This window comes from Streptomyces sp. Ag109_O5-10 (genome assembly GCF_900105755.1).
Lineage (GTDB): Bacteria > Actinomycetota > Actinomycetes > Streptomycetales > Streptomycetaceae > Streptomyces.
The window spans coordinates 2,483,794-2,505,712 of sequence record NZ_FNTQ01000001.1 but is presented as its reverse complement, the minus strand read 5'-3'; the positions used below and the strand labels follow the sequence as shown (position 1 = coordinate 2,505,712).

Here is a 21,919-nt window from a genome sequence, read left to right as displayed (position 1 = left end):
ATGTCCTCCTCGAACACGACGTCACCGAGCGCCGCGGGGTCTGCGGAATCCGGGGAGACCCGTGCCGTCCCGGCGCCGGTGCTGCGGCTGCGGGACATCGGCTGGACGGTCGGCGGCGCGACCATCGTCGACTCCGTCTCCTTCGACGTCCGCGAAGGCGAGTTCCTCGCCTTCATCGGCCCCAACGGCGCGGGCAAGACTTCGCTGTTCAACCTGGTCAGCGGGCTCAGCCCGGTCTCCCGGGGCACGATCGAACTGGACGGCCGCGACATCACCGCGGAGGCCGCCTACGCTCGGGCCCGCCGCGGCCTCGGGCGCACCTTCCAGACCTCCAGCCTGTGGCCGGGTATGACGGTCGCCGACCATGTGAGGCTCGCGGCCCAGGCCGCCGACGGCGGTTCGTACCGGGTTTGGCGCCGAGCTGACACCGACCCGGAACGGGTCGAGCGGGTGCTGGCCCGCACTCAGCTCACGCACCGCTCGGACACCTGCGCAGATGCCCTCTCGCACGGCGAGAAACGCAAGCTCGAACTCGCGGTCCTGCTCGTCGGCGAGCCCCGGCTGATGCTGCTGGACGAGCCGATGGCGGGCGTGAGCGCCGAGGAGGTGCCCGCGCTGACCGAACTCATCAGGTCGCTGCACATGGAGGAGGGACGGACCGTGCTCATGGTCGAGCACCACATGGACGTGCTGCTGGACCTGGCCGACCGGTTGGCCGTGATGCACCACGGCACGCTGCTGGCGCTGGACACACCGCAGTCCGTGATGGCCGACTCCACCGTGCAGCAGGCCTACCTCGGGGAGGAGCTGTGACCCCTGCTCCGGCACCGCTGCTGACCGTGCGCGACCTGCGGGTCGTGATCGGGGGCAGGCACATCCTGCACGGCGTCGATCTGGAGGTGGCCGCCTCGGGCACCACTGCTCTCCTGGGCCGCAACGGCGCCGGCAAGACGACCACCGTGCGCGGCATTCTCGGACTGGTGCCCCGGACCGGCAGCGTACTGCTGGCCGGCGAGGAGACGGTGCGCCTTGCCACCCATGCCCTGGTGCGCCGGGGCATCGGCTACGCCCCTGAGGACCGTGGCGTCTTCGCCGCCCTCAGCGTGGCCGAGAACCTGCGCCTGGCCGAGCGGCCCGGCGCGGGAGAACCGGCCTACGACCTGGTCCACGAGCTCTTCCCGGAGCTGAGGCGACGCGCCCGGCAGGCCGCCGGCACCCTGTCCGGCGGTCAGCAGCAGATGGTCGCCATCGCTCGGACTCTGCTCAACGGCAACCGGCTGATCATCGCCGACGAACCCACCAAGGGCCTGGCGCCCAAGGTGGTCACCGAGGTCGCCCAGGTGCTGGAGCGCGCCGCCGAGGCGGTGCCGGTTCTGCTCGTGGAGCAGAACCTCGCCGTGGTGCGCCGCCTCGCCCGCCACTGCGTCGTCCTCGCCGACGGCCGCACCGCGCACCAGGGGCCGGCCGCCGGCCTCCTCGCCGACGCCGAGGCGGCCCACCGGCTGCTCGGTGTCGGCAGCACCGGAAGGCTGACTGCCGGTGCGCCTGATCGCACCGCGGCGCGCTCCGCCGCCCGGACCACGGAGGCAGACGCCTGATGTCCACCGTCGTGCTGCTCACCTTCACCGGACTCGGCCTGGGCGCCCTGTACTTCCTGGTCGCCTCCGGCTTGTCGCTGATCTTCGGGCTGATGGACGTGCTCAACTTCGCCCACGGCGCCCTCCTGTCCATCGGCGCCTACGGCACCTGGTGGGCCGCCTCCGGCCACCTGCCCGGTGCCGGGTCCGGAGGGGCCGGGTTCGCCCTCGCCGTCGTCTTCGGCACCGCCGTGGGCACCGTAGCCGCCGTACTGCTCGAACTCGCCGTGATCCGCCCGCTCTACACCCGCCCCCGCGAGCAGGTCCTCGCGACGGTGGGCGTCGGCCTGGCCGTACCGGCCCTGCTGTCCGCGATCTGGGGATCCGACGCCCGCCCCCTCCCCGGGCCGAAGGCACTGTCCGGCACCTTCGCCCTGCTGGGCGCCGAAGTGCCGCTCAATCGCCCGGTGCTGATCGGCGCGGCCCTGGTCGTGCTGACCGCGCTCAAGCTGTTCCTCGGCCGAACCCGGCACGGACTGGTCGTCCGCGCGGGGGTGGAGGACCGGGCGATGGTCACCGCGCTCGGCGTCGACGTGCGCAAGGCCTTCACCCTGGTCTTCGCCATCGGCGGTGCGGCTGCGGCCCTCGGCGGTGCCCTCGGCGGCCTCTACTTCGGCTCCGTCGACCCCGAACAGGGCACTTCACTGCTCATCTTCGCCTTCGTGGTCGTCGTGACGGGCGGCATGGGCTCGCTCACCGGCGCCGCACTGGCCTCGGTGGCCGTGGGCCTCGTCCAGCAGTTCGCCAACTACTACACCACCGCCGGACTCGGCGACCTCGCTGTCGTCGTCCTGCTCGCCGCCCTCCTGCTCGTCAGGCCGCGAGGGCTCACCGGGAGGCTCGCATGACCACCGCCACCCAGCCGCGCGGCCGGGCCCGCGCGGCGGACCACCCCGTCGCCTCCCGCTCCGAGCGGCTACGGCGAGCCACCCGCTGGTGGCCCGCCCTGCTGCTGGTTGCGCTCTTCACCGTGCCCTACAGCGCGCTGCCGCTGCCGGGCCTGCTCGACGGGCCGATCGGCGGCCCCGGCAACCTGCAACTGCTGGCCCTGTGCCTGCTCTTCGGCGGCCTGGCCACCGGCTACGACCTGCTGCTCGGCCGCACCGGGCTGCTGTCCTTCGGACATGCGCTGTACTTCGCAGCCGGCACCTACGTCACCAACACCGTGATGCTGGAGGCGGGTCTGCCGTTCGCCGCGTCGGCGCTGCTCGGACTGCTCGCGGGCGTGGTGCTGTCCGCCCTGCTGGGAGCGGTCAGCCTCCGCGTCAGCGGCATCGGATTCTCCATGGTCACCCTGGCCTTCGCGCAGGCCGCCTCGATCCTCGTGCAGCGCGACCCCGGCGGCGTCACCGGCGGTGAGGAGGGCAGGGCCGCACCCGCGGACAGGCTGCCCGCCGCACTGGTCGGCATCGAGCACACCGCCAACCTGTACTGGATCGCCCTGGCCTACCTCGTGGTGGTGCTGGCCGCCGTGCAGTGGGTGGTCCGCTCACCCGTCGGCCGGGTCTGGGAGGGCATCAAGGAGAACGAGCGCCGGGTAGAGGTGCTGGGGCTTCGCCCGTACGGCTTCAAGCTGGTCGCCTTCGTCCTGGCCGGCACCCTGGCCGCGCTCGGCGGCGTCGTCTACCTGTTGCTGACCGGCGGCGCCACCCCGCAGACGACCACCTCCGACTTCACCCTGTCCCTGCTGGTGATGGTGGTGCTGGGCGGTTCGGGCAGCCGGTGGGGCCCCATGATCGGAGGCATCCTCTACACCTGGGCCGACCACCGGCTCGCCGACCTGGCCGGATCGAACGCGGTCGCCGGTCTGCCCGCCGTGGTCCGTGTGCCGCTGTCGCAGCCTCTGTTCCTGCTCGGTGCGCTGTTCGTCGCGGTGATATACCTGCTGCCGGGCGGCGTGGCGCGGCTCCCGGCCCGGCTGCGCGCCGCCCACACGTCCCGCGCCACCGCCGACCGCGAGGAGGTCATTGCGTGATGGTTCCCAGTCCGCAGAACGGCGCGACGGCCGGACAGCAGGGGGCCGCACCGGTGCGCGAGGAGTTTCAGGTGCCGGTGCCCGGCGGGAAGCTGGCCGTGTCGCGCTGGCCGGCCGACGACCCGGGCGCGCCGGTGGTCCTGGCTCTGCACGGCATCACGGCCAACGGCCTGAGCTGGGCGCGCGTCGCCCACCACCTGGCTCGCCGGATCACCCTGGTGGCGCCCGACCTACGCGGCCGGGGCCGCAGCGGGCGACTGCCCGGCCCGTACGGCATCGTGGCCCACGCCGACGACATGGCAGCCGTGGTGGACACGCTGGGCGCTGGGCGGGTGGTGCTGACCGGCCACTCCATGGGCGCCTTCGCGGCGGCCCTGACCGCGGTACGCCACCCGCACCTGCTGACGGGCCTGCTGCTGGTGGACGGCGGCGTGGGTTTCCCCGTTCCCGCCGGGCTGGATCCCGACGAGCTGATCACGTCGGTGATCGGCCCGGCCATGCGACGGCTGTCGATGACGTTCCCGGACCGGGAGGCCTACCGTGCGTTCTGGCAGTCGCATCCGGCATTCGCCGGCTTCTGGTCACCGTGGGTGGATGCTTACATCCAGCGCGATCTCGTCGGGCAGGAGCCCGAACTGCGCTCGTCCTGCAGCCTGGAGGCGGTCCGCGTCGACGGCGTGGACCAACTCGGTGCGGAGGTGTCGGGCGCGGTGCACCGGCTGCCCCGCCCGGCCGTGCTGCTGTGGGCGGAACGCGGCCTGATGGACGAGCCGCTGGGCCTGTACGACGAGCAACGGCTCGGCGCCGCCGGCCTCGATCCACGCATGGTCCGCACGCAGCTCGTCCCCGGCACCAACCACTACACGATCATCATCGGCGACGAGGGCGCCCGGGTCGTGGCACAGCACCTGCTGGCCGCGGCCGGTGTGGGGGGAACCGAGGGGCCTGGCGGCACGCCGTCACGGTGACCCGGGCAGGCTCCCCTCCGGGGCCTCGCGGGACCGGAAGAACCGCGCGTCGGCCCCGGGACGTTCTCGCGCACGCCCGTTGGGGCGTCAGGCACCCGACATCAGTTGCAAGCGCAGGGCGAGCTGGAGTTCCAGCGTCTGTTCGGGGGTGTGCCAGTCGGGGCCGAGCAGCGCCTGGATGCGGTCCAGGCGCTGCACGACCGTGTTCACGTGCACGTGCAGCTCCTCCTTCGCCCGGCTCAGGCTCCCGCCGCAGTCGAAGTAGGCGCGCAGCGTGCGCACCAGATGGGTGCCGCGCTGGGCGTCGTACTCCAGCAGCGGTCCCAAAGTGGCCGTGACGAAGCCGTCCACGTCGTGCATGTCACCCAGCAACACGCCCAGAAAGCCCAGTTCGGTGACACTCGCCCCGTGCCCGTCGCGGCCGAGGACGTGCAGCGCCCGCAGGCAGCGCAGGGCCTCGGCGTGCCCGTCGGCGATGGCCCGCGGCCCGGCAGCCGGCCCGGCGCCGGCCACCGTGACCGGTGCGCCGGCCAGCTGGCCGAGCTGCCCGGCCGCGATGCGGGCCGCCTCACCCGGACCGGTACCGTCGCACGGGAGCAGCAGCACCACGTCGCCCTCGTGCTCCGCGCTGCCCCCGCCGCACCCGAACAGGTACTGCACGGCGGCGTCGGCGAGGCGTTCCCGGACCGCGTCGCCGGTCCGGGCGACGAGCAGCACGTGGGGCCGGTCGAGGTCGAAGCCGAGGCGGCGGCCGCGGGCCACCAGGCCGGCCGGGTCGCGGCCGGGCGCGGTGAGCAGATCGGTGATCAGATCGCCGCGTACGCGGTTCTCGGTCTCCGCGACCGAACGCCTCAGCAGGAGCAGCAGCGAGGTCACTACGCTGCTGCGCTCGAACAGGCGCCGGTCGGGACCGTCGAGATCCGGTCGCCCGGACAGCACCAGACAGCCCAGCAGTTCCTGCCCGGCCAGCACCGCGCAGACCCAGCGCCCGTCATGGAACACCGCGTGCGCGGCGGCGCGTGAGCTCTTCGCCGCCTCGACCAGCGCCGCCGCCTCCTCCTCCGTGGCACCGTCGTCCTCCGTACCCCTGGCGACCGCGCCACCTTGCTCGCCGACCGAGGCGAGCGGCCACCCGGAGCCGTCGTGGACCGCGACGTCCCCCTTCAGCAGACCGGCCACGGCGGCGGCCACGTCCGAGACGTCGCCGCCCCGCAGCACCAGATCGGTGAGCCGGTCATGTGATTCCTCGGCACGCTGCATGGCGGCGGAGTGCTCGCGGATCACGGCGTTGGCCTCGGCCAGTTCGGCCACCGCGACACGCGCGTCGGCCATGGCCTTGGCGGTGTCGATGGCGATGGCGGCGTGGTCGGCCAGCGAGCACAGCAGGGCGACCTCCTCCGGGGCGAACATGCGTGGTGTGCGATCTGCGGCGAAGAGCGCCCCGATGACCTGGCCGCCGCTTCCCGATCCCAGCAGCAGCGGCACGCCGAGGATCGCGACCAGGCCCTCGTCCAGGACCCCGGCGTCGATGCTGCCGGTGTGCAGGAAGCGGTCGTCGGTGCGGTAGTCGGGGGAGGCGTAGGGGCGTGCGGTCTGCGCGACCAGGCCGCCGAGTCCCTCCCCGAGCTCGAGGCGCAGGTTCTGGAACAGTTCCGACACCGAGCCGTCGGTGACCCGCATGTAGGTGTCGCCGGCCTCCTCGTCGGGCAGGGTGAGGTAGGCCGTGTCGGTGCCCAGGAGCATCCTGGCGCGCCGGACGATGGAGCGCAGCACAGCGTCGAGGTCGCGCAGGGCCGCCAGGTCGCCGGCGGTGTCGAAGAGCGCGGTCAGCTCCGCTTCCCGGCGCCGGTGCTGCCTGAGCGTGGTCTGGACGCGCAGCGCCGCTTCGGTGGCCTGTTCGACCTCCGAGAGGTCCTGGGCGGTGGCACCGCTGTGCCGGGCCTCGACGGCGACGGCTCCGAGGTCTTCGGCGGGGGCGCCCGCGGCGAGGAGTTCGAGCAGCCTGCGCAGGTGACGGGCGACGGGGGTGGGTGTGTGCGACATGGACGGGCAACCGTTGCGTAGGCGATGGGCACGGGAGGAGTCGGCGCACGGCCGGGGGACGAACGGCCGACGAGGGCCAGTGTCCTCCCCCGAACGGAAAGGACCCTGGCCCTCCGGCCGGGAAGCGGTGCCGGCCGTCAGGTGGACGCGGCGGTCTTCTGGTCCGCGAGGGTCTGCGTCGCGGAGCCGTCCGGCTCGATCGCGGCCAGGTTCCTGCCGCGCGTCTCCCGGGCGGCGACGACGGCGATCACGGTGATCAGGGCGGCCAGTCCCACGTACACCGAGATCGGGGTGGCGTTGCCGTAGGAGCTGAGCAGCGCCGTCGCGATCAGCGGGGCCGGGGCGCCGGCCGCCACCGACGAGAGCTGGGCTCCGATGGAGGCGCCGGTGTAGCGCATCCGGGTGGCGAACAGCTCGGAGAAGAACGCCGCCTGAGGCGCGTACATGGCGCTGTGGAAGACCAGGCCGACGGTGACGGCCAGGACCAGCGCGGGGAAGGACTTGGTGTCGAGCAGAGCGAAGAAGGCCCACGACCACAGGCCCACGCCGACCGCGCCCACCAGGTACACGGGCTTGCGCCCGACCCGGTCGGAGAGCGCGCCGAACAGCGGGATCAGGCAGAACTGCACGGCCGAGCCGATCAGCACCGCGTTCAGAGCCGTCTGCTTGTCGAGCTCGAGATGCTCGACGCAGTAGGTGAGGACGAAAGCGGTGATCACGTAGTACGAGATGTTCTCGGCCATGCGCGCGCCCATCGCGATCAGGATGTCCCGCCAGTGGTTGCGCACGACCGCGACGAACGGCGGCTGCTCGGCCCGCTGCTCCGCCTTGCGGCGCTCGGCCTTGGCCAGGGCCTCCTTGAACAACGGGGTCTCGTCGACGGACAGCCGGATCCACAGACCGATCATGACCAGTACGGCGGAGAGCAGGAACGGCACCCGCCAGCCCCAGGAGTTGAACGCGTCGTCGCTGAGCACGGTGGTCATCAAGGAGAGCACTCCGACGGCGACCAGGTTTCCGGCCGGTGCGCCGCCCTGAGGCCAGGACGCCCAGAAGCCGCGTCGCTCGGCATCGCCGTGTTCGGACACCAACAGCACCGCTCCGCCCCACTCGCCGCCGAGGGCGAAGCCCTGGACGAGGCGCAGGATGGTCAGCAGCACGGGAGCCGCGACACCGATCGTGCCGTAGCCGGGCACACAGCCGATCAGGGCGGTGGAGAGCCCCATCATCAGCAGACTGATCACCAGGAGCTTCTTGCGGCCGAGACGGTCGCCGAAGTGGCCGAAGACCACGGCGCCGATCGGGCGCGCGGCGAAGCCGATGGCGTAGGTGAGGAAGGACAGCAAGGTGCCGGTCAGCGGGTCCGACTCGGGGAAGAACACGCGGCCGAAGACCAGGGCGGCGGCCGAGCCGTAGAGGAAGTAGTCGTACCACTCGATGGTCGTGCCGATCAGGCTGGCAGCGACGATCTTGCGCAGACCGCCCGGTCTTCCCGAGGTGCCTGGGTCGTTCACGGCGTTGTGAGCGCTGGGCATGGTTGTCACCGTTTTCCGGAGTGAGGAGTGAGCGGAACCGCCGGACCCGGTCGCCGCTGTTGGACGAAGGGAAAGGGTCCGGGGGAGTCGGTCGGTGCGGTGCGCCGTGGGAGGCGGCGGGCCGGCGCCGTCTACGTCGGCCTCGGCCGGCCGGAGCCGGCACCCGCACGACGGGTGGGTGGACGGCCCCTCAGCGGGCCGTCCAGCCCCCGTCCAGGGGGATCGAACCGCCGGTGATGTAACCGCTGCGTTCGGTGCACAGCCACAGCGCCGCTTCGGCGACCTCGGCCGGCTCGATCAGGCGCTTGATCGCGGTGCGTTCCAGGAACACCTGGTCCATCACGTCGGCCGCGGGGATGCCGTGGGCGAGCGCCTGGTTGGCGATCTGCTCCTCGACCAGCGGCGTGCGGACGTAGCCGGGGTTAATGCAGTTGCTGGTCACGCCGTGCGCGGCGCCCTCCAGGGCGACCACCTTGCTCAGGCCCTCCAGCGCGTGCTTCGCCGTGACGTACGCCGACTTGTAGGCGCTGGCCCGAAGACCGTGCACCGAGGAGATGTTCACGACCCTGCCCCATGCCTGCGCGTACATGTGGGGCAGGGTGCGGCGGAGGATGCGGAAGGGCGCCTCCACCATGACCCGCTGGATCAGTGCGAAGCGCTCCGGGGGAAACTCGTGCACCGGGGCGATGTGCTGCAGACCCGCGTTGTTGACCACGATGTCGGCGTCGTCCGGCAACGCGTCCACCGCGTCGGCCTCGGAGAGGTCGGCCACGACGGCGATGCCGCCGGTCGACTCGGCCACCTCCTTGGCGGACTTGGCGGCCCGGTCCACCACGTAGACCTCGGCACCGGCCGCGGCGAAGCCCTCGGCGCAGGCCCGGCCGATCCCGCTGGCCGCACCGGTGACCAGAACCTTGCGGCCGGTGAGAAACCGGGTCGAGGCCAGGCCGGAGGCGGTGCTGTCACCGGGGCCGGAACGCTGGGGCAGGCCCTCGTCGGAGCTCTTTGTGCTGTCCATGGCCGAACACGGTAGGGAGGACCTAGGAGAGGAGACATGTGGGGCGTCAACATATTTGCGCGCCATGAGATAGGTGTCACCGCCATGTGCCGACGTCCCGTCGGTCGGCGGGTGTTCCGACAGGCCACGGATGCCGGGAACACCCGGTGTGCGTCGGTGGGCGTGGCCCCGTCACATGTCACAGCGGCACCACCGACACCATGGGTGCGCGAGCCACGCCGGGCACCGCAGTCCTGGTTGTCCCTCACATGTCATGGGCCGGCCGGCCGGTCGTACAGTCCGCTTCCAGCAAGCCGGTACGACAGCGGGCCGGGTGCGGTCAGGTGCCGTACCGGCCGACGCGACGGGCGCGGTCACAGCCGGGCGGGGTGGGACTGCCGGGCGCCGCGCCGCGCCCGCGCTCCCCCTCCCTCCCCACCTTCCAACGGAGTCGCACCATGCTTCACTCCACCTGGCGCGGGTTCCTCCGGCGCACCGCACTGGCTACCGCACTGGGCGCCTTCATCGCGGGCCTGACCGCCCTCACCCCCCTCGCGTCGAGCGCGGCGGCCGCCGGCACCCTCCAGCAGGTCACCAGCTTCGGCTCGAACCCCGGCAACCTGGCGATGTACGAGTACGCGCCCTCCGACCTGCCCGCCGACGCACCGCTGGTCGTCGCCCTGCACGGGTGCACGCAGTCGGCGAGCGACTATCACACGCACTCCGGCTGGCAGAAGTTCGCCGACCAGTGGGGCTTCGCCGTGGTCTACCCGCAGACCAGCTCGGCCAACAACAGCCTGTCCTGCTTCAGTTGGTTCGACTCGACCAAGGACACGCGGGGCAGGGGCGAGGCGGCCTCGATCATGCAGATGGTCGACACCGCCGCGGCGCAGTACGGCTCGGACCGCAGCCGTATCTTCGTCACCGGACTGTCCGCCGGGGGCGGCATGACCGCGGACCTGCTCGCCGACTACCCGGACGTGTTCGCCGGCGGCTCCGTCGACTCGGGCCTCCCCGCACAGTGCGCCACCACGCAGACCGCCGCCTCCGGCTGCCAGTACAGCAACCAGAACCTCACCCCGCAGCAGTGGGGCGACAAGGCTCGCAACTCCCATCCGGGGTACTCGGGCCCATGGCCGCGAGTCGCAGTCTGGCAGGGCAGCTCCGACACCACCGTCGCGCCGGTCAACGGCGCCGAGCTGCGCGATCAGTGGACCGACGTCTGGGGCGTCGGTCAGACGGCCTCCAGCACCCAGAGCCTGACCGGCGGCACCACCGAGAGCATCTACAACGACTCCGCCGGACAGCCCGCCGTCGCCCTGTTCTCGGTCTCCGGCATGGCGCACGGTCTGGCCGTGAACCCAGGTTCGGGCACCGACCAGTGCGGTAGCACGGGCACCTACTACCTCAACTACATCTGCTCCAGCTACTACACCGCGCAGTTCTGGGGTCTGGACGGCAGCGGCAGCCAGGGCGGCACCGGTTCCCTGCCCGCCCCGTCCGGCCTCACGGTGACCGGCACCACGGACACCGGTGCCTCGTTGTCGTGGAACTCCGTCAGCGGCGCCTCCTCGTACAACGTCTACCGCAACGGAACGAAGGTCGGCTCCGCGACGGGCACCACGTACACCGACACCGGCCTGTCCGTCAGCACCCCCTACAGCTACACCGTCGCCGCGGTCGACTCCTCCGGCGCCGTCGGCACGTCGTCCGCACCGGTCACGGCGACAACGACAGGCTCCGCACCCAAGTGCTACACCGACAACAACTACAACCAGGTACAGGCCGGACGCGCCCACCAGAGCGGCGGCTACACCTACGCCAACGGCTCCGGCCAGAACATGGGCCTGTACAACGTCGCCGTCATCCACACGCTGAAGGAGACTTCCGCGGGATACTTCGTCATCGCCGACTCCGGTTGCTGAACCGGCAGGAGCCACCTCGCCTGCGCCGCTCGGACCCAGCTCGGCGCGGGCGAGCCCGACGGCGGATCCGGCCCTCTGATCGAGGAGCACGGTGCCGAGGCCGCTCCGGAGACTCTGCGCCACGACCCGCTCCAGCACGTCAACGGCGCTCCCATGATGCACCCGGGTTTCGGACACCGCGGCCAGGTTGGCGGTGCGTCAGCAGACTCCTCAAGAGCCCAGGCACGTCAATGGGGCCGGCCCAGGGACGGGCCGATGCCACGCTGGGTGTCGGGAAAGTCCACCGACCTGCCGGCCCGTGAGCCGTCGAGGCGATCCTGTGGAAAGCGCGGATGGCGAAGACGTGGAACGAGGCTGCTGCACGGATGGCTCATGGCGTGGGCAAGTCGCTCACCGCCGCTGGACCCGTTGGGACGCGGACGGCACATGGGAGCGCGTGGTGGGGGCGCCGGCGGAGGTTCAGAGGGATTCAGACGGTTCCGGTGCCCGAGCCGTCGAAAGAGGCGCCGTTGCCTGAGATGCTGGTCGAGGGTGTGGTCGCCCCCCGTTTGTTCCAGACCGGCGATGGCGATGATGAGGACGGTGAAACCCGCGATGGAACCGTCGCGTCGAGTACCACCATGAGCTGACAGGCCGCAATCACGGTGAGGGCGATGCCGGGGCGCCCCTGCCGGCGGGCCGCACCTGGTTTCTGCTCCGATATCAGTTGAGAGGTTGTCACTATGGATCCCCCACGAAGGTGTTAGTGAACGCCAGCGTTCACTGTCGGGTCAACGGTAGTGAGTCCTCGGTAGAGAGCACAAGCGTTCACTTAATTGCGCGTCGCGTGCCGCGTCCCCCTTTGTCGTCACGTGTCGTGTCCTCCGCTCCGGAATGCCCGCTTCCCCTCGCTCGCTGGAGAAACATCAGATGGTTACCTCGCGCTGGACTGCCGCTGCCCCGCAGACGGCCTCCCCCCGTCGGCGCGGCGCGGTCCTCGAACGCGCGATCCTGGACGCCGCCCTGGAGCAGCTCAGCACCGTCGGCTGGAACGGCCTCACCATGGAGGGCGTCGCCGCCGGCGCCCAGACCGGCAAGGCGGCGGTCTACCGTCGCTGGCCCTCCAAGGAGGAGCTGGTGGCCGACGCGCTGCAGGCCGGCCTGCCACGTCTGGAGGAGGCCCCCGACCTCGGAAGCGTGCGCGACGACCTGCTGGCCCTGTGCCGCCAGGCCCGGGACGCGATGTTCTCCCGTCCCGGCTTCGCGCTCCGATCCGTCATTCACGAATGCGATCCGCTACAGGTCGAGCGGTTCCATGGCGTGATCTTCGACGGGGTGGTGGGGCCGACGATCCAGCTGATCGGTGACATCGTCACGCGTGGGATCGAGCGGGGAGAGGTGCGTGCTGATGCGGCCAACGGCTACGTCCTGGACGCCATTCCGGCGATGATGATGTACCGAAACAAGATTTCCGGAAGCGAATGGAACGACCAGGAGATCGAGGAGATGATCGACCGGTTCATGCTTCCGCTGCTGCTGTCGCGCGGGGCGTGAGCCGCGCCTTCGGCGGTCTCCGGGGCGGTCCGGGAGGCCGGGGTGTCGCTCGGGGATCAGTGCGGCGTACGCTAAGGGCGCCATGCCGTACGAACCGCCTACTCACACCGTCGAGCGCTCCCTTCGCGCCACGACCGGAGCCAAGGTCATTGCCGGTGTCGACGAGGTGGGGCGCGGTGCCTGGGCCGGGCCCGTCACCGTCTGTGCCGCGGTCACCGGACTTCGTCGACCGCCCGACGGCCTCACCGACTCCAAGCTGCTGACCATCAAGCGGCGTACGGCACTTGCGGAGGCGCTGCGGGGGTGGGTGACGGCCTACGCCCTGGGGCATGCCTCGCCGGAGGAGATCGACGGCCTCGGGATGACGGCCGCACTGCGACTCGCGGCGGTCCGGGCCCTGGAGGCCTTGCCGGTCCGTCCCGACGCGGTCATCCTCGACGGGAAGCACGACTACCTCGGTACTCCGTGGCGGGTGCGCACGGTCATCAAGGGTGACCGATCGTGTGTGGCTGTGGCCGCCGCCTCGGTGATCGCCAAAGTTCAGCGCGACAAAATGATGGCCGAACTGGGTATCGACCATGCAGACTTCGGATTTGCGGACAATGCCGGGTACCCGTCGCCCGTGCACAAGGCCGCACTGGAGGAGCGGGGACCCACCCCGTACCACCGGTTGTCGTGGGCGTATCTTGATGCGCTGCCCCAGTGGCGGCACCTCAAGAAGGTCCGCAGCTGGGCGGAGGGAAGCGTTCCGGAGATCGAGGGTCAGCTCGGCTTCGATTTCTGACGTTCCGGTCGCACAGTTGTGCCACCCGGTTCACGTGACCTGCACCTACGTTTGATAAATATCAGCTCATGCCTCTCATTCCCGAGGAGCCTCAGATTCACGAGAGTGCCCAGGGTCCCCGCGCCACTCCGGCCAGTGGCCGTACCGCGCCGACCCCTCGTCCCGTACCCGGCCCCCGCCCCGCGGCCCCGTCGCGTCCCGGTCGTCCCGGCCCTCTGCGGCCCACGCCGCCGGTGCAGCGCACGCCGCGTGACGCGGCCAAGCCAGGCCAGTCCGGCCCGGCCGTCCCCGCCGCGGCAGCGGCGGCCCCGCAGATCCAGCTGATCCCGGCCACGGCCGAGAGCGCTCTCGACGCGGCCGAGGAAGCAGTGGACCTGCTCCTCGAATCGGGTCGTGCCCCCGGCGACGTGCTGGTGATCACCACCGGCGCGCAGCATCCGTGGGCCGACCACGAGCTGTCCTTCGGCGAAGCCTCCTACTGGGCCCAGCACGACGCGGGCGACGACGTCTTCTACGCGGACGCCGCCGTCGCCTCCCGCGCCGCGACCCGGTCCGTGGTCGTCGTCGCCGTCAACGGCGGCCCCGACACCGCCGCCGCCACCGCGCTGCCACTGGCCCTCTCCCGGGCCGGCGCCCTGCTGATCGTCTGCGGCGACCCGCAGCGCATCAACTCGGTGCTGGGGGCAGGCGTCTGAGCTGCCTCCGGTACCTCCGGTCCTCGCAGGTACCGAAGGGGCCGCGGCGGTGATGCGCACAGTGGTGCCTTCGGCATGCCCGGACGAGGGGAGGGTGCCGCTGCCCGTCGCGGCTGTGGCCGTCGGGCGGGCGGAGGATCGGGCGCGCGGGCACCGGGGCGGTTCCCGCGGATGACCGGACGGCGGAACGTCCGCTCCGGCGCGGAGCGTGGCGTGACCGCCGCGCACCCCGTAGGGCGGGTTCAGGACGCCGTGCCCCCCGGCACATGCCGGGTCGGCGCTCCCGCGCGGGGGCCGCGGTTCAGCGGGCCGCAGCTCGGCGCAGTACTTCGGAGGCGGCGCCGCCGGTACGCGGCGACAGGGGCGGGGCCTCGGACAGGGCGAACGGCTGGGGAGGTGAGTCGGCGTTGGGACGCCGGCCGCCGCGACCCTCGCCGAGCACCTGCCAGCCGTCGTGCGTCAGCGTGATGTACGCCCCGCAGCGCAGTCCGTGGAGCGTGCACGCGTCCCGCAGTCCCCACATCCAGGCACCGTCCTCCTCCGTCCAACGCGCGTCCCCCTCGCGGCAGTAGAGCAGTACGGCGGTCCGCACCGGGGTGCGGCGGCGCAGGTCGTGCGGGATGACCCGGCGCAACTGCGCCAGCAGGGCGTTGCGGAACATCCAGCCGTCGGCCGGGGCCGAGCGCCGGTCGAAGGAGGCGCTGGCACACAGCCGCTCCTCCGGATCGAGAACGGCGACGACCGCGGTGCCCGGACGGGGGCGATGCCGGGTGTGCAGGCCGCTGACGACCTCACGGGGGTTACGCAGCAGCGGTATTCCGGCGTCGGCCCACTCCGCGGGCTCGAGCAGGCGACTCGCGGACACGGCGGACGCGGACGGCGACAACGATGCCGCGGAGGACGGAGCGAATCCGAAGGTCACGTTCCTCCCTTCGGCTACGCGCCCACACTGCGGGCGAGATCGGATTCGGGGCCGCGCGCACCGCAGCAAAGCCCAACCGGATCACGGACGAGCCGTGCGGGGAGCGGACCTCAATTCTTGCTGTCGAACTTGGATGCGGCAACGAGCAAATGGGGCCGCCGACTGTTATCTGGCGGTGCGTGGCTTATATCCCTACCCGTTGAGATGCCGAACGACCCCTGGAACGTTCGAGCACGGCACGCTCGTACGCCGCACCCGGCGCCGGATGCGAACAGCGGCGAGCCGGTCAGCCCTGAACGGCGAGGACCAGCGGCAAGACCCCCCGCACTCCGGACTTGCGGAGCAGGCGTGCCGCCACCGCCAGGGTCCAGCCGGTCTCGGTGAAGTCGTCCACCAGCAGGACCGGTCCCCGGACCTCGGCGAGGGCGGCGGCGAGGCCGGGCGGCACGGTCAGGGCGCCGTCGAGGGCCTTCAGGCGCTGGGCGCTGTTGCTGCGCGAGACCCGGAGCGCATCTCCCGCGTACTCGACGGAACCCAGCAGGGGCAGCCTGCCGACCTCCGCGATCCGTGCGCCCAGGGAGTGGACGAGCCGGGGCCTGGAACGCGAGGCGACGGTGACGACACCCACCGGCCGCGGTTGCGGGTCGGCCGCGTCCGGAGCCCAGCCGCCGGGTCCCTTCGCCCAGTCGGCCAGCACGGCCACCACGGCGCGGGCGACATCGTCCGGCACCGGCGCGTCCGGGGCCTGGGGAGCGAGCAGGGGTCGTAGCCGATTGCCCCAGCCGATGTCCGACAACCGCCCCACGGCCCGTCCCGCCGACGCCTGTTCACCGGCCGGAATGCGTCCCTTGAGATCGATTCCGATCGCCGGCAGCCCGGTCGGCCACATCCGGCGGGGCTCCACCTCGATGCCCGCTCGGCCCAGGTCGACCCGCGCGGCGTCCAGCGCGGCCGAGGTGGTGTCGGCGGTGAAGCGGGGCCGCGCGCAGTTGTCGCAGCGGCCGCACGGCTTGGCGCCCTCGTCGTCCAGTTGGCGCTGCAGAAACTCCATCCGGCACTCGGGCGTGGCCGCGTACTCGCGCATCGCCTGCTGCTCCGCCTCACGCTGCCTGGCCACCCAGGCGTACCGGTCCGCGTCGTACGTCCACGGCTGTCCGGTCGCGACCCAGCCGCCCTTGACCCGCCTGACCGCGCCGTCCACGTCGAGGACCTTGAGCATGGACTCCAGCCGGGATCGGCGCAGTTCCACCTGCGGCTCCAGCGCGGGCAGCGACACGGGGCCGCCGGCCCGGGAGAGAACGTCCAGGGTGCGGCGCACCAGCTCCTCCGACGGGAAGGCGAGCGAGGCGAAGTACTCCCAGATCGCCTCGTCCTCCCTGCCCGGCAGCAGCAGCACCTCGGCGTGCTCGACACCGCGGCCCGCACGGCCCACCTGCTGGTAGTAGGCGATGGGAGAGGAGGGTGAGCCGAGGTGCACCACGAACCCGAGGTCGGGCTTGTCGAAGCCCATACCGAGCGCGGAGGTGGCGATCAGCGCCTTGACCCGGTTGCCGAGCAGGTCGTCCTCGGCCTGCTGCCGGTCGGCGTTCTCCGTCTTCCCCGTGTACGACGCCACGGGGTGCCCGCGCTGCCGGAGGAACGCGGTGACCTCCTCGGCGGCGGCCACGGTGAGCGTGTAGACGATGCCCGAACCCGGCAGTTCGTCCAGGTGGTCCGCGAGCCAGGCCATCCGGTGCGCGGCGTCCGGCAGCCGCAGCACGTTCAGGCTGAGGCTCTCCCGGTCCAGCGGGCCGCGCAGCACGAGCGCGTCCGAGGCGCCGCCGGTGCCGAGCTGCTCGGCCACGTCGGCCGTCACCCGCGCGTTGGCCGTGGCGGTGGTCGCCAGCACCGGCACGCCCGGCGGCAGGTCGGCCAGCATGGTGCGCAGCCGCCGGTAGTCGGGCCGGAAGTCGTGGCCCCAGTCGGAGATGCAGTGGGCCTCGTCCACCACGAGCAGGCCGGTCGCCGCGGCGAGTCTGGGCAGGACCTGGTCGCGGAAGTCCGGGTTGTTGAGCCGCTCCGGGGACACGAGGAGGACATCGACCTCGCCTGCCGCGATCTCCGCCTGGATCGACTCCCATTCCTCCGTGTTGGAGGAGTTGATGGTGCGGGCGTGGATGCCGGCCCGGGCCGCGGCCTCCACCTGGTTGCGCATGAGCGCGAGCAGCGGGGAGACGATCACCGTCGGCCCCGCACCGGAGGCTCTCAGCAGCGAGGTCGCCACGAAGTACACCGCGGACTTGCCCCAGCCCGTGCGCTGGACGACCAGGGCCCGGCGCCGGTCCGCGACCAGCGCCTCGATCGCCCGCCACTGGTCCTCGCGCAGCCGGGCGGTGCCCGTGCCGTCCCCGACGAGACGGGCGAGGACGGCGTCCGCCCGGGTCCGCAGTTCCGCGTTGCTCGTGTGCTCCATGCGTCCCATACAACAGGACGGGACCGACAGCCGGGCGGGCCTGTGGATACCGGAGACGGCTTTGTCGTGTCCCTGATTCGACTTATCCACAGGTCAAACCGGAATCATGGGATCCGCGAGATCGTCTGCGCATGACGAATCACAGCGAAACCGCCGGACCCTCCGAAAACGGCGACATCTCCCGGGACGCGATCCCGCTCGGGCCGTCCGCTCACGACACCCAGGTCACCCTGCGCACCCCGGCCGAACTGGCCGATGCGCTGCCCTATCTGCTCGGTTACCGCCCCGAGGACAGCATGGTGCTGGTGGCCCTTCACGACCGCGCCGGCCGCGGCCGCTTCGGCGGACGCGCCCGGCTCGGCATCCCCGCCCACCAGGACGACTGGGAGTCGGCCGCACGCCAGCTCGCGCAGGGACTGGTGACCGGCGGCGAGCGCCGGGGAGCCCGGCCCGAGCAGATGGTCGCCTACGTCTGCCAGGAACCGGCGCCCGGCGAATCGGGCCGGGACGTGATGCGGCGCCTCGCACCGCTGACCCAGTTGCTGCGTGTGGAGTGCGGCCGGCTCGACGTGCCGGTGATCGAGGCACTGTGTGTCTCGGACGGCCGCTTCTGGTCGTACTGCTGCCCGACCGAAGAATGCTGTCCGCCCGAGGGCGCCCCCATGGGCCTGCCCGGCACCTCGGTGCTCGCGGCCGCTGCCACCTACGCCGGAATCCAGGTCCGAGGGAGCCTGCGCGAGCTGCGGGCCAGGCTGCTGCCCTGGGAGACCGGCGCCGTGCTGGACCAGGAGATCGCCCTGGACGGCGCCGGCATGGCACTGGTGCCCCGCATCCTCGACGACGCGTTCCGCGCGGACGTGGCCGAAGAGACCCTCGCCCTCGCCGGGCACGTCATCGAACGGTACGCCGTGGCCACCCCCGTGTCCGGGACCCACCAGTCGGATGCCCGCGACGACGCCCTGCTCTCCCACGAGGAGGCCGCGACGCTGATTCTCGGACTGCAGGACCGCGTGACCCGCGACCGCGCGGCCGCCTGGATGGAGGGCGACCAGGCGGGACCCGCCCTGCGGCTGTGGCGAGCCCTGGCCCGCCGCTGCGTCGGCCCCTACGGCGAACACGCCGCCGCTCCCCTCACGCTGGCGGGCTGGGTGGCCTGGTCGACCGGTGACGACCTGGAGGCACGGGAGGCCTTCGCGATGGCCCTGGGCGCGGACCCCGGCTACCTCTTCGCGAAGCTGCTCCACCAGGCCTGCAACGAGGGCATCGACCCGGAGTTGATCCGCCGCTGCCTGCGCCCGGAACGCACGGCACCGGCGGAGTGCGCGGAACCCACGGAGCAGACGGAGCACACGCAGCAGACGCAGCACGTGGAGCACGCGGAGCACACGCAGCACACGGAACGGCTGGAGCTCAAGGACCACGTCCGCCGCGGGCCGGCGCACGGCAACGCAGTCGTCGGCACCGCGGCGGCTGCGGACACAGCGGTCGCCGACGCCGGTCCGTCGCATCACGACGACGCCGGCTCGTCCGCCGCCGCTTCCGGCACCCGGCGCGGCCGTCCGCCACGCACCGGAGGGGCCGCCGACGACCGACGGCCGCGGCCGGCCGGTGCCCGGCCGCGACAAATGCGCTCGGCGCGCACCCGCCCCGGCGTCGCCGGTCCGGGCCGCACGCGCACGCGTGGCACGGATAAGGCGGAGCGGAGTGAGACGGGCGGCCGAGCCGCGCAGGAGGGCGGCCGACCTGCGACCGGCCGCAACGAGGGGGACGAATGAAACGAACGAATGAACAGCGAAGGGAAGAGCGAACGGGGGACTGTCATGGGCGGCAGCAGGCCGGATCTCGGCCGGTGATGTCGGCCGCTGCTCCAGGAGTCTCGCCGGAGGGACGCGGGGCTGCACCACGGCCGCCCGCTCTCCGGCAGACGCCCCGTCGGCCCGTCGGACCCGGGATGCGCGCGGCCACAGGCGCCGGCCGGCCGGAGTGAACCACGCGGCACCGCACCGACATCCGATCGGGTTCGGCAGCCGAAGGCGTGACCAGGAGGAGTCCGCCTCCGTTCACCTGAGTGGCGGAACGCCTGGACGGGCCGTGCCGCCGTCCGTCCCTCCGGAGCCCTCCGCCCGGCGCCCGGCACAGCACGGGCGCACAGCGCAAAGAAGAAGCCTCCCCATGCATCAGCCGACTCCGCCCGCCACCGCCACCGACAACCGCCGCCTGCGGGACGGTCCGCCCTGGCCGCCGTCGGCCGACGGCGGCCTCCTCGGCCCCGCACAGCCGCGCGGCCGGGCACCCCGGCCCACCCCCGCCCGCGCGGTTCCCCACGGCCCGGGGTGCGTCGGCGGCCTGCCGCCCACGCACAACGCCCTGATCTGTGTCGCGCTGCCCGGCCTCGCCATCTCCACTGAACACGGTCAGCTGACCGGCCAGGGGCTGGAAGGGTTCTACCGCGCGGGCCGGCGGCTGCTCGCGCGCTGCCAGGTCCGTGTGGCAGGCCGTGAACCGCTCGCCGTGCAGGCCCGGATGACGGGAGCGGACTCCGCCCGCTTCGTCGGCACGCTCCGCGCCTCCCCGGCGGCGGGCCCGGATCCGGACGTCGTCGTGGAACGGGTCCGGCACGCCGACGGCACCGAGCGCATCATCCTGCGCAACTGCGCACCCCACCCCCTCCGCCTGCCCCTGGAGGTGGCCCTCGGCACGGACCTGGCAGACCTGGGCGCCATCGCCTCCGGCGTCCCGGGACCCGAAGTCGCGGCCAGTGTCCACGACTCCGGCCTCCGCTGGACCACCGCCACCGGCAACGCCTCGGTCACGGCGGACCCGCCACCGTCCGACGCGCTGGCCTCGGCGGGACTGCTGCGCTGGGAGTTCGAGCTGCCGCCGGGCGGAACGGAGAGCGTGGAGCTGCGAGTGCGCCCGGACGGCGCGAGTCCCCTGCGCGCCGTGGGACGTGCCGCGACCAGCCCGCTGGCACCGGCCAGAGCGACGGGCGACGACCCGAGGGTCCCCGTCCTGCTGAGGGCGAGCATCGACGATCTCCAGGCGCTGCTGCTCCGCGATCCCGCGCACCCCACCGACAGTTGTCTCGCCGCAGGGGCGCCCTGGCGCTGTGGTCTGGCACCGGCCGAGGCGCTCGCCGCAGCCCGGATGGCGCTGCCCCTCGGTACCCGTCTCGCGGCCGGCACATTGCGCACCCTGGCCCGCACCCAGCTCCGCGGTCCGGGACCCCGGACCGGCATGATCCCCGGCCCGCGCCGCGACGCCGGAGCACATCTGCCACCGGGCTGCACGGGTACGGAGGCCACCCTGCTCTTCCCCGTCCTGCTGGCGGAGGCCCGCCGCTGGGGACTCCCGGACCAGGAGACACGGGAACTGCTGCCCGCCGCCGAGCGTTGCCTGGCCTGGCTGCGTACCACGGTGGGCGACCGGACCTACCTCCGCGACCCGGAGCCCGGCGGCCCCACGCGCGGCGAGACCCAGGCCCACGCCCACCGCGCCGCCCTGCTCGGTGCCGACCTCCTCGACGCCTGCGGGCGGCCCGGAAGCGGCGGGCTGCGGCAGTGGGCTGCGGAGCTGAGGAAGGCGTTCCGCGTGGACTTCTGGGTCGACGACCGGGGTGGCGGCCGTCCTGCCGCGGCCCTGACCCCGGACGGCCGTCCCCTGGCCCACCTGGGCTCCACCGCCGTGCACCTGCTCGACACCGGCCTGCTCGGCGGCGGCGAACTGGCCGCCGGCCTGCTCGACAAGGTGCAGACCGAGCAGCTCGCCCGGCTGCTCGGCGGACCGGCCATGGACTCGGGATGGGGCTTGCGTGGCCTGGGCGCGAAGGAGGCGGGGCACAGTCCGTTCGGGCATCGCTCCGGCGCCGTCCGGGTCCAGGAGACGGCACTCGCCGTCGCCGGGCTGGCTGCCACGGGCTACGAGAAGGAGGCGGGCGGACTGCTGCGCGGCCTGCTCGCGGCGGCCGAGCACTTCGGCCACCGGCTGCCGGAGATGTTCGCCGGAGAGCAGCGCCGCGAGGGAAGTGCTCCCCTTCCGCATCCCGCGGCCTGCCGTCCGGCGGCCACGGCCGCCGCGGCCGGGATCCTGCTCCTCACCACCCTCGCCGGCATCCGCCCCGACGCCCCGGCAGGAACCGTCACCCTCCGCCCGGTCCACAGCGCGCCCCTGGGCGAGCTCGGCCTGACCGGGCTGCGAGTGGCCGGTGCTCCCTTCTCGGTGCGGGTCAGCCGACTCGGTCAGGCCATGGTCGAGGAGGCCGCGGACGGCCTGCAGCTGGGGGTGTGAGCTCCTGTCGGGAGCAGCGCGACCAGGTACGGCGTCACGGCAGCGGCGACAGGACGACGGGGTCGCGCCCGCGTGCCGGAAGGAACGGAGGCGCACGACGGAGGCGCATACCGGAGCGAAGTGGATCAGCCGTCCGAGTGAGTACCGAAGGGAGTGTTTATCGTCA

General features: G+C 72.5%; 17 protein-coding genes. 12 read left to right on the top strand and 5 right to left on the bottom strand.

Features of this window, described 5'->3' with window-relative positions:
• Genes BLW82_RS11460 through BLW82_RS11440 form a run of 5 tightly spaced genes read left to right on the top strand, consistent with a single transcriptional unit; the run spans window position 1 to window position 4,580 of the window.
• The gene (locus tag BLW82_RS11460) at window positions 1–813 is read left to right on the top strand and encodes an ABC transporter ATP-binding protein (protein ID WP_093498691.1); all 813 of its coding nucleotides are present in this window, start codon (window positions 1–3) and stop codon (window positions 811–813) included.
• Complete coding sequence (locus BLW82_RS11455; RefSeq protein WP_256215758.1) at window positions 810–1,598, top strand: ABC transporter ATP-binding protein; 789 nt, start codon at window positions 810–812, stop codon at window positions 1,596–1,598. The genes BLW82_RS11460 and BLW82_RS11455 overlap by 4 nt, the downstream gene beginning before the upstream one ends.
• The gene (locus BLW82_RS11450; RefSeq protein WP_093498690.1) at window positions 1,598–2,485 is read left to right on the top strand and encodes a branched-chain amino acid ABC transporter permease; all 888 of its coding nucleotides are present in this window, start codon (window positions 1,598–1,600) and stop codon (window positions 2,483–2,485) included. Before BLW82_RS11455 ends, BLW82_RS11450 begins: the two co-directional genes overlap by 1 nt.
• The gene (locus tag BLW82_RS11445; protein WP_256215757.1) at window positions 2,482–3,612 is read left to right on the top strand and encodes a branched-chain amino acid ABC transporter permease; all 1,131 of its coding nucleotides are present in this window, start codon (window positions 2,482–2,484) and stop codon (window positions 3,610–3,612) included. The genes BLW82_RS11450 and BLW82_RS11445 overlap by 4 nt, the downstream gene beginning before the upstream one ends.
• Complete coding sequence (locus BLW82_RS11440) at window positions 3,612–4,580, top strand: alpha/beta fold hydrolase (protein WP_093498689.1); 969 nt, start codon at window positions 3,612–3,614, stop codon at window positions 4,578–4,580. The genes BLW82_RS11445 and BLW82_RS11440 overlap by 1 nt, the downstream gene beginning before the upstream one ends.
• 87 nt (window positions 4,581–4,667) lie before the next feature.
• Here BLW82_RS11440 and BLW82_RS11435 read toward each other — a convergent pair whose 3' ends face one another.
• From BLW82_RS11435 to BLW82_RS11425, 3 genes are all read right to left on the bottom strand, one after another.
• A complete protein-coding gene (locus tag BLW82_RS11435) occupies window positions 4,668–6,623 on the bottom strand; it encodes a helix-turn-helix domain-containing protein (RefSeq protein ID WP_093498688.1) in 1,956 nt (651 codons plus the stop codon).
• Window positions 6,624–6,760: 137 nt separating this feature from the next.
• Entirely contained in the window at window positions 6,761–8,158 is a 1,398-nt protein-coding gene (locus BLW82_RS11430; protein ID WP_177232916.1) for an MFS transporter, read from the bottom strand.
• A 190-nt stretch (window positions 8,159–8,348) separates the two neighbouring features.
• On the bottom strand, window positions 8,349–9,176 hold the full coding sequence (locus BLW82_RS11425) for a 3-hydroxybutyrate dehydrogenase (protein ID WP_093498687.1): 828 nt from the start codon (window positions 9,174–9,176) through the stop codon (window positions 8,349–8,351).
• Window positions 9,177–9,613: 437 nt separating this feature from the next.
• Between BLW82_RS11425 and BLW82_RS11420 the strand changes: the two genes are divergently transcribed.
• From BLW82_RS11420 to BLW82_RS11400, 5 genes are all read left to right on the top strand, one after another.
• A complete protein-coding gene (locus BLW82_RS11420) occupies window positions 9,614–11,080 on the top strand; it encodes an extracellular catalytic domain type 1 short-chain-length polyhydroxyalkanoate depolymerase (RefSeq protein WP_093498686.1) in 1,467 nt (488 codons plus the stop codon).
• 482 nt (window positions 11,081–11,562) lie between these two features.
• Complete coding sequence (locus BLW82_RS44380; RefSeq protein ID WP_177232915.1) at window positions 11,563–11,709, top strand: hypothetical protein; 147 nt, start codon at window positions 11,563–11,565, stop codon at window positions 11,707–11,709.
• Between the two features lie 280 nt (window positions 11,710–11,989).
• Window positions 11,990–12,613, top strand: a complete 624-nt coding sequence (locus BLW82_RS11410; RefSeq protein ID WP_093498685.1) for a TetR/AcrR family transcriptional regulator — start codon at window positions 11,990–11,992, stop codon at window positions 12,611–12,613.
• 82 nt (window positions 12,614–12,695) lie between these two features.
• Window positions 12,696–13,397 carry a ribonuclease HII gene (locus BLW82_RS11405; protein ID WP_093498684.1) on the top strand — a complete coding sequence of 234 codons (702 nt, stop codon included), beginning with the start codon at window positions 12,696–12,698 and terminating at the stop codon, window positions 13,395–13,397.
• Window positions 13,398–13,465: 68 nt separating this feature from the next.
• On the top strand, window positions 13,466–14,092 hold the full coding sequence (locus BLW82_RS11400; protein ID WP_093498683.1) for a hypothetical protein: 627 nt from the start codon (window positions 13,466–13,468) through the stop codon (window positions 14,090–14,092).
• Between the two features lie 301 nt (window positions 14,093–14,393).
• On the opposite strand, the gene BLW82_RS11395 is transcribed toward BLW82_RS11400, so the two are convergent.
• Both BLW82_RS11395 and BLW82_RS11390 read right to left on the bottom strand, forming a co-directional pair.
• A complete protein-coding gene (locus BLW82_RS11395; protein ID WP_093498682.1) occupies window positions 14,394–15,014 on the bottom strand; it encodes a hypothetical protein in 621 nt (206 codons plus the stop codon).
• 286 nt (window positions 15,015–15,300) lie between these two features.
• Window positions 15,301–17,466, bottom strand: coding sequence for a RecQ family ATP-dependent DNA helicase (locus BLW82_RS11390; protein ID WP_093498681.1), 2,166 nt, complete (start codon window positions 17,464–17,466; stop codon window positions 15,301–15,303).
• A gap of 131 nt (window positions 17,467–17,597) precedes the next feature.
• Here BLW82_RS11390 and BLW82_RS11385 point away from each other — a divergent pair, with 131 nt between their 5' ends.
• Window positions 17,598–19,241 (top strand): DUF4192 domain-containing protein, encoded by a 1,644-nt coding sequence (locus tag BLW82_RS11385; protein ID WP_093498680.1) that lies wholly within the window; start codon window positions 17,598–17,600, stop codon window positions 19,239–19,241.
• Between the two features lie 397 nt (window positions 19,242–19,638).
• Window positions 19,639–21,753: a glycogen debranching N-terminal domain-containing protein gene (locus BLW82_RS11380; RefSeq protein WP_093498679.1), complete on the top strand. Its 2,115-nt coding sequence runs from the start codon at window positions 19,639–19,641 to the stop codon at window positions 21,751–21,753.
• Window positions 21,754–21,919 lie beyond the last annotated feature (166 nt).

Excerpts from the sequence above, each read along its gene's own strand:
- BLW82_RS11440 (WP_093498689.1), top strand. The coding sequence starts at position 3,612 with ATGGTTCCCAGTCCGCAGAACGGCGCGACGGCCGGACAGCAGGGGGCC.
- BLW82_RS11385 (WP_093498680.1), top strand. The coding sequence starts at position 17,598 with ATGACGAATCACAGCGAAACCGCCGGACCCTCCGAAAACGGCGACATC.
- BLW82_RS11400 (WP_093498683.1), top strand. The coding sequence starts at position 13,466 with ATGCCTCTCATTCCCGAGGAGCCTCAGATTCACGAGAGTGCCCAGGGT.
- BLW82_RS11450 (WP_093498690.1), top strand. The coding sequence starts at position 1,598 with ATGTCCACCGTCGTGCTGCTCACCTTCACCGGACTCGGCCTGGGCGCC.
- BLW82_RS11445 (WP_256215757.1), top strand. The coding sequence starts at position 2,482 with ATGACCACCGCCACCCAGCCGCGCGGCCGGGCCCGCGCGGCGGACCAC.
- BLW82_RS11435 (WP_093498688.1), bottom strand. The coding sequence starts at position 6,623 with ATGTCGCACACACCCACCCCCGTCGCCCGTCACCTGCGCAGGCTGCTC.
- BLW82_RS11380 (WP_093498679.1), top strand. The coding sequence starts at position 19,639 with ATGCATCAGCCGACTCCGCCCGCCACCGCCACCGACAACCGCCGCCTG.
- BLW82_RS11430 (WP_177232916.1), bottom strand. The coding sequence starts at position 8,158 with ATGCCCAGCGCTCACAACGCCGTGAACGACCCAGGCACCTCGGGAAGA.
- BLW82_RS11405 (WP_093498684.1), top strand. The coding sequence starts at position 12,696 with ATGCCGTACGAACCGCCTACTCACACCGTCGAGCGCTCCCTTCGCGCC.
- BLW82_RS11410 (WP_093498685.1), top strand. The coding sequence starts at position 11,990 with ATGGTTACCTCGCGCTGGACTGCCGCTGCCCCGCAGACGGCCTCCCCC.
- BLW82_RS11460 (WP_093498691.1), top strand. The coding sequence starts at position 1 with ATGTCCTCCTCGAACACGACGTCACCGAGCGCCGCGGGGTCTGCGGAA.
- BLW82_RS11425 (WP_093498687.1), bottom strand. The coding sequence starts at position 9,176 with ATGGACAGCACAAAGAGCTCCGACGAGGGCCTGCCCCAGCGTTCCGGC.
- BLW82_RS11420 (WP_093498686.1), top strand. The coding sequence starts at position 9,614 with ATGCTTCACTCCACCTGGCGCGGGTTCCTCCGGCGCACCGCACTGGCT.
- BLW82_RS11390 (WP_093498681.1), bottom strand. The coding sequence starts at position 17,466 with ATGGAGCACACGAGCAACGCGGAACTGCGGACCCGGGCGGACGCCGTC.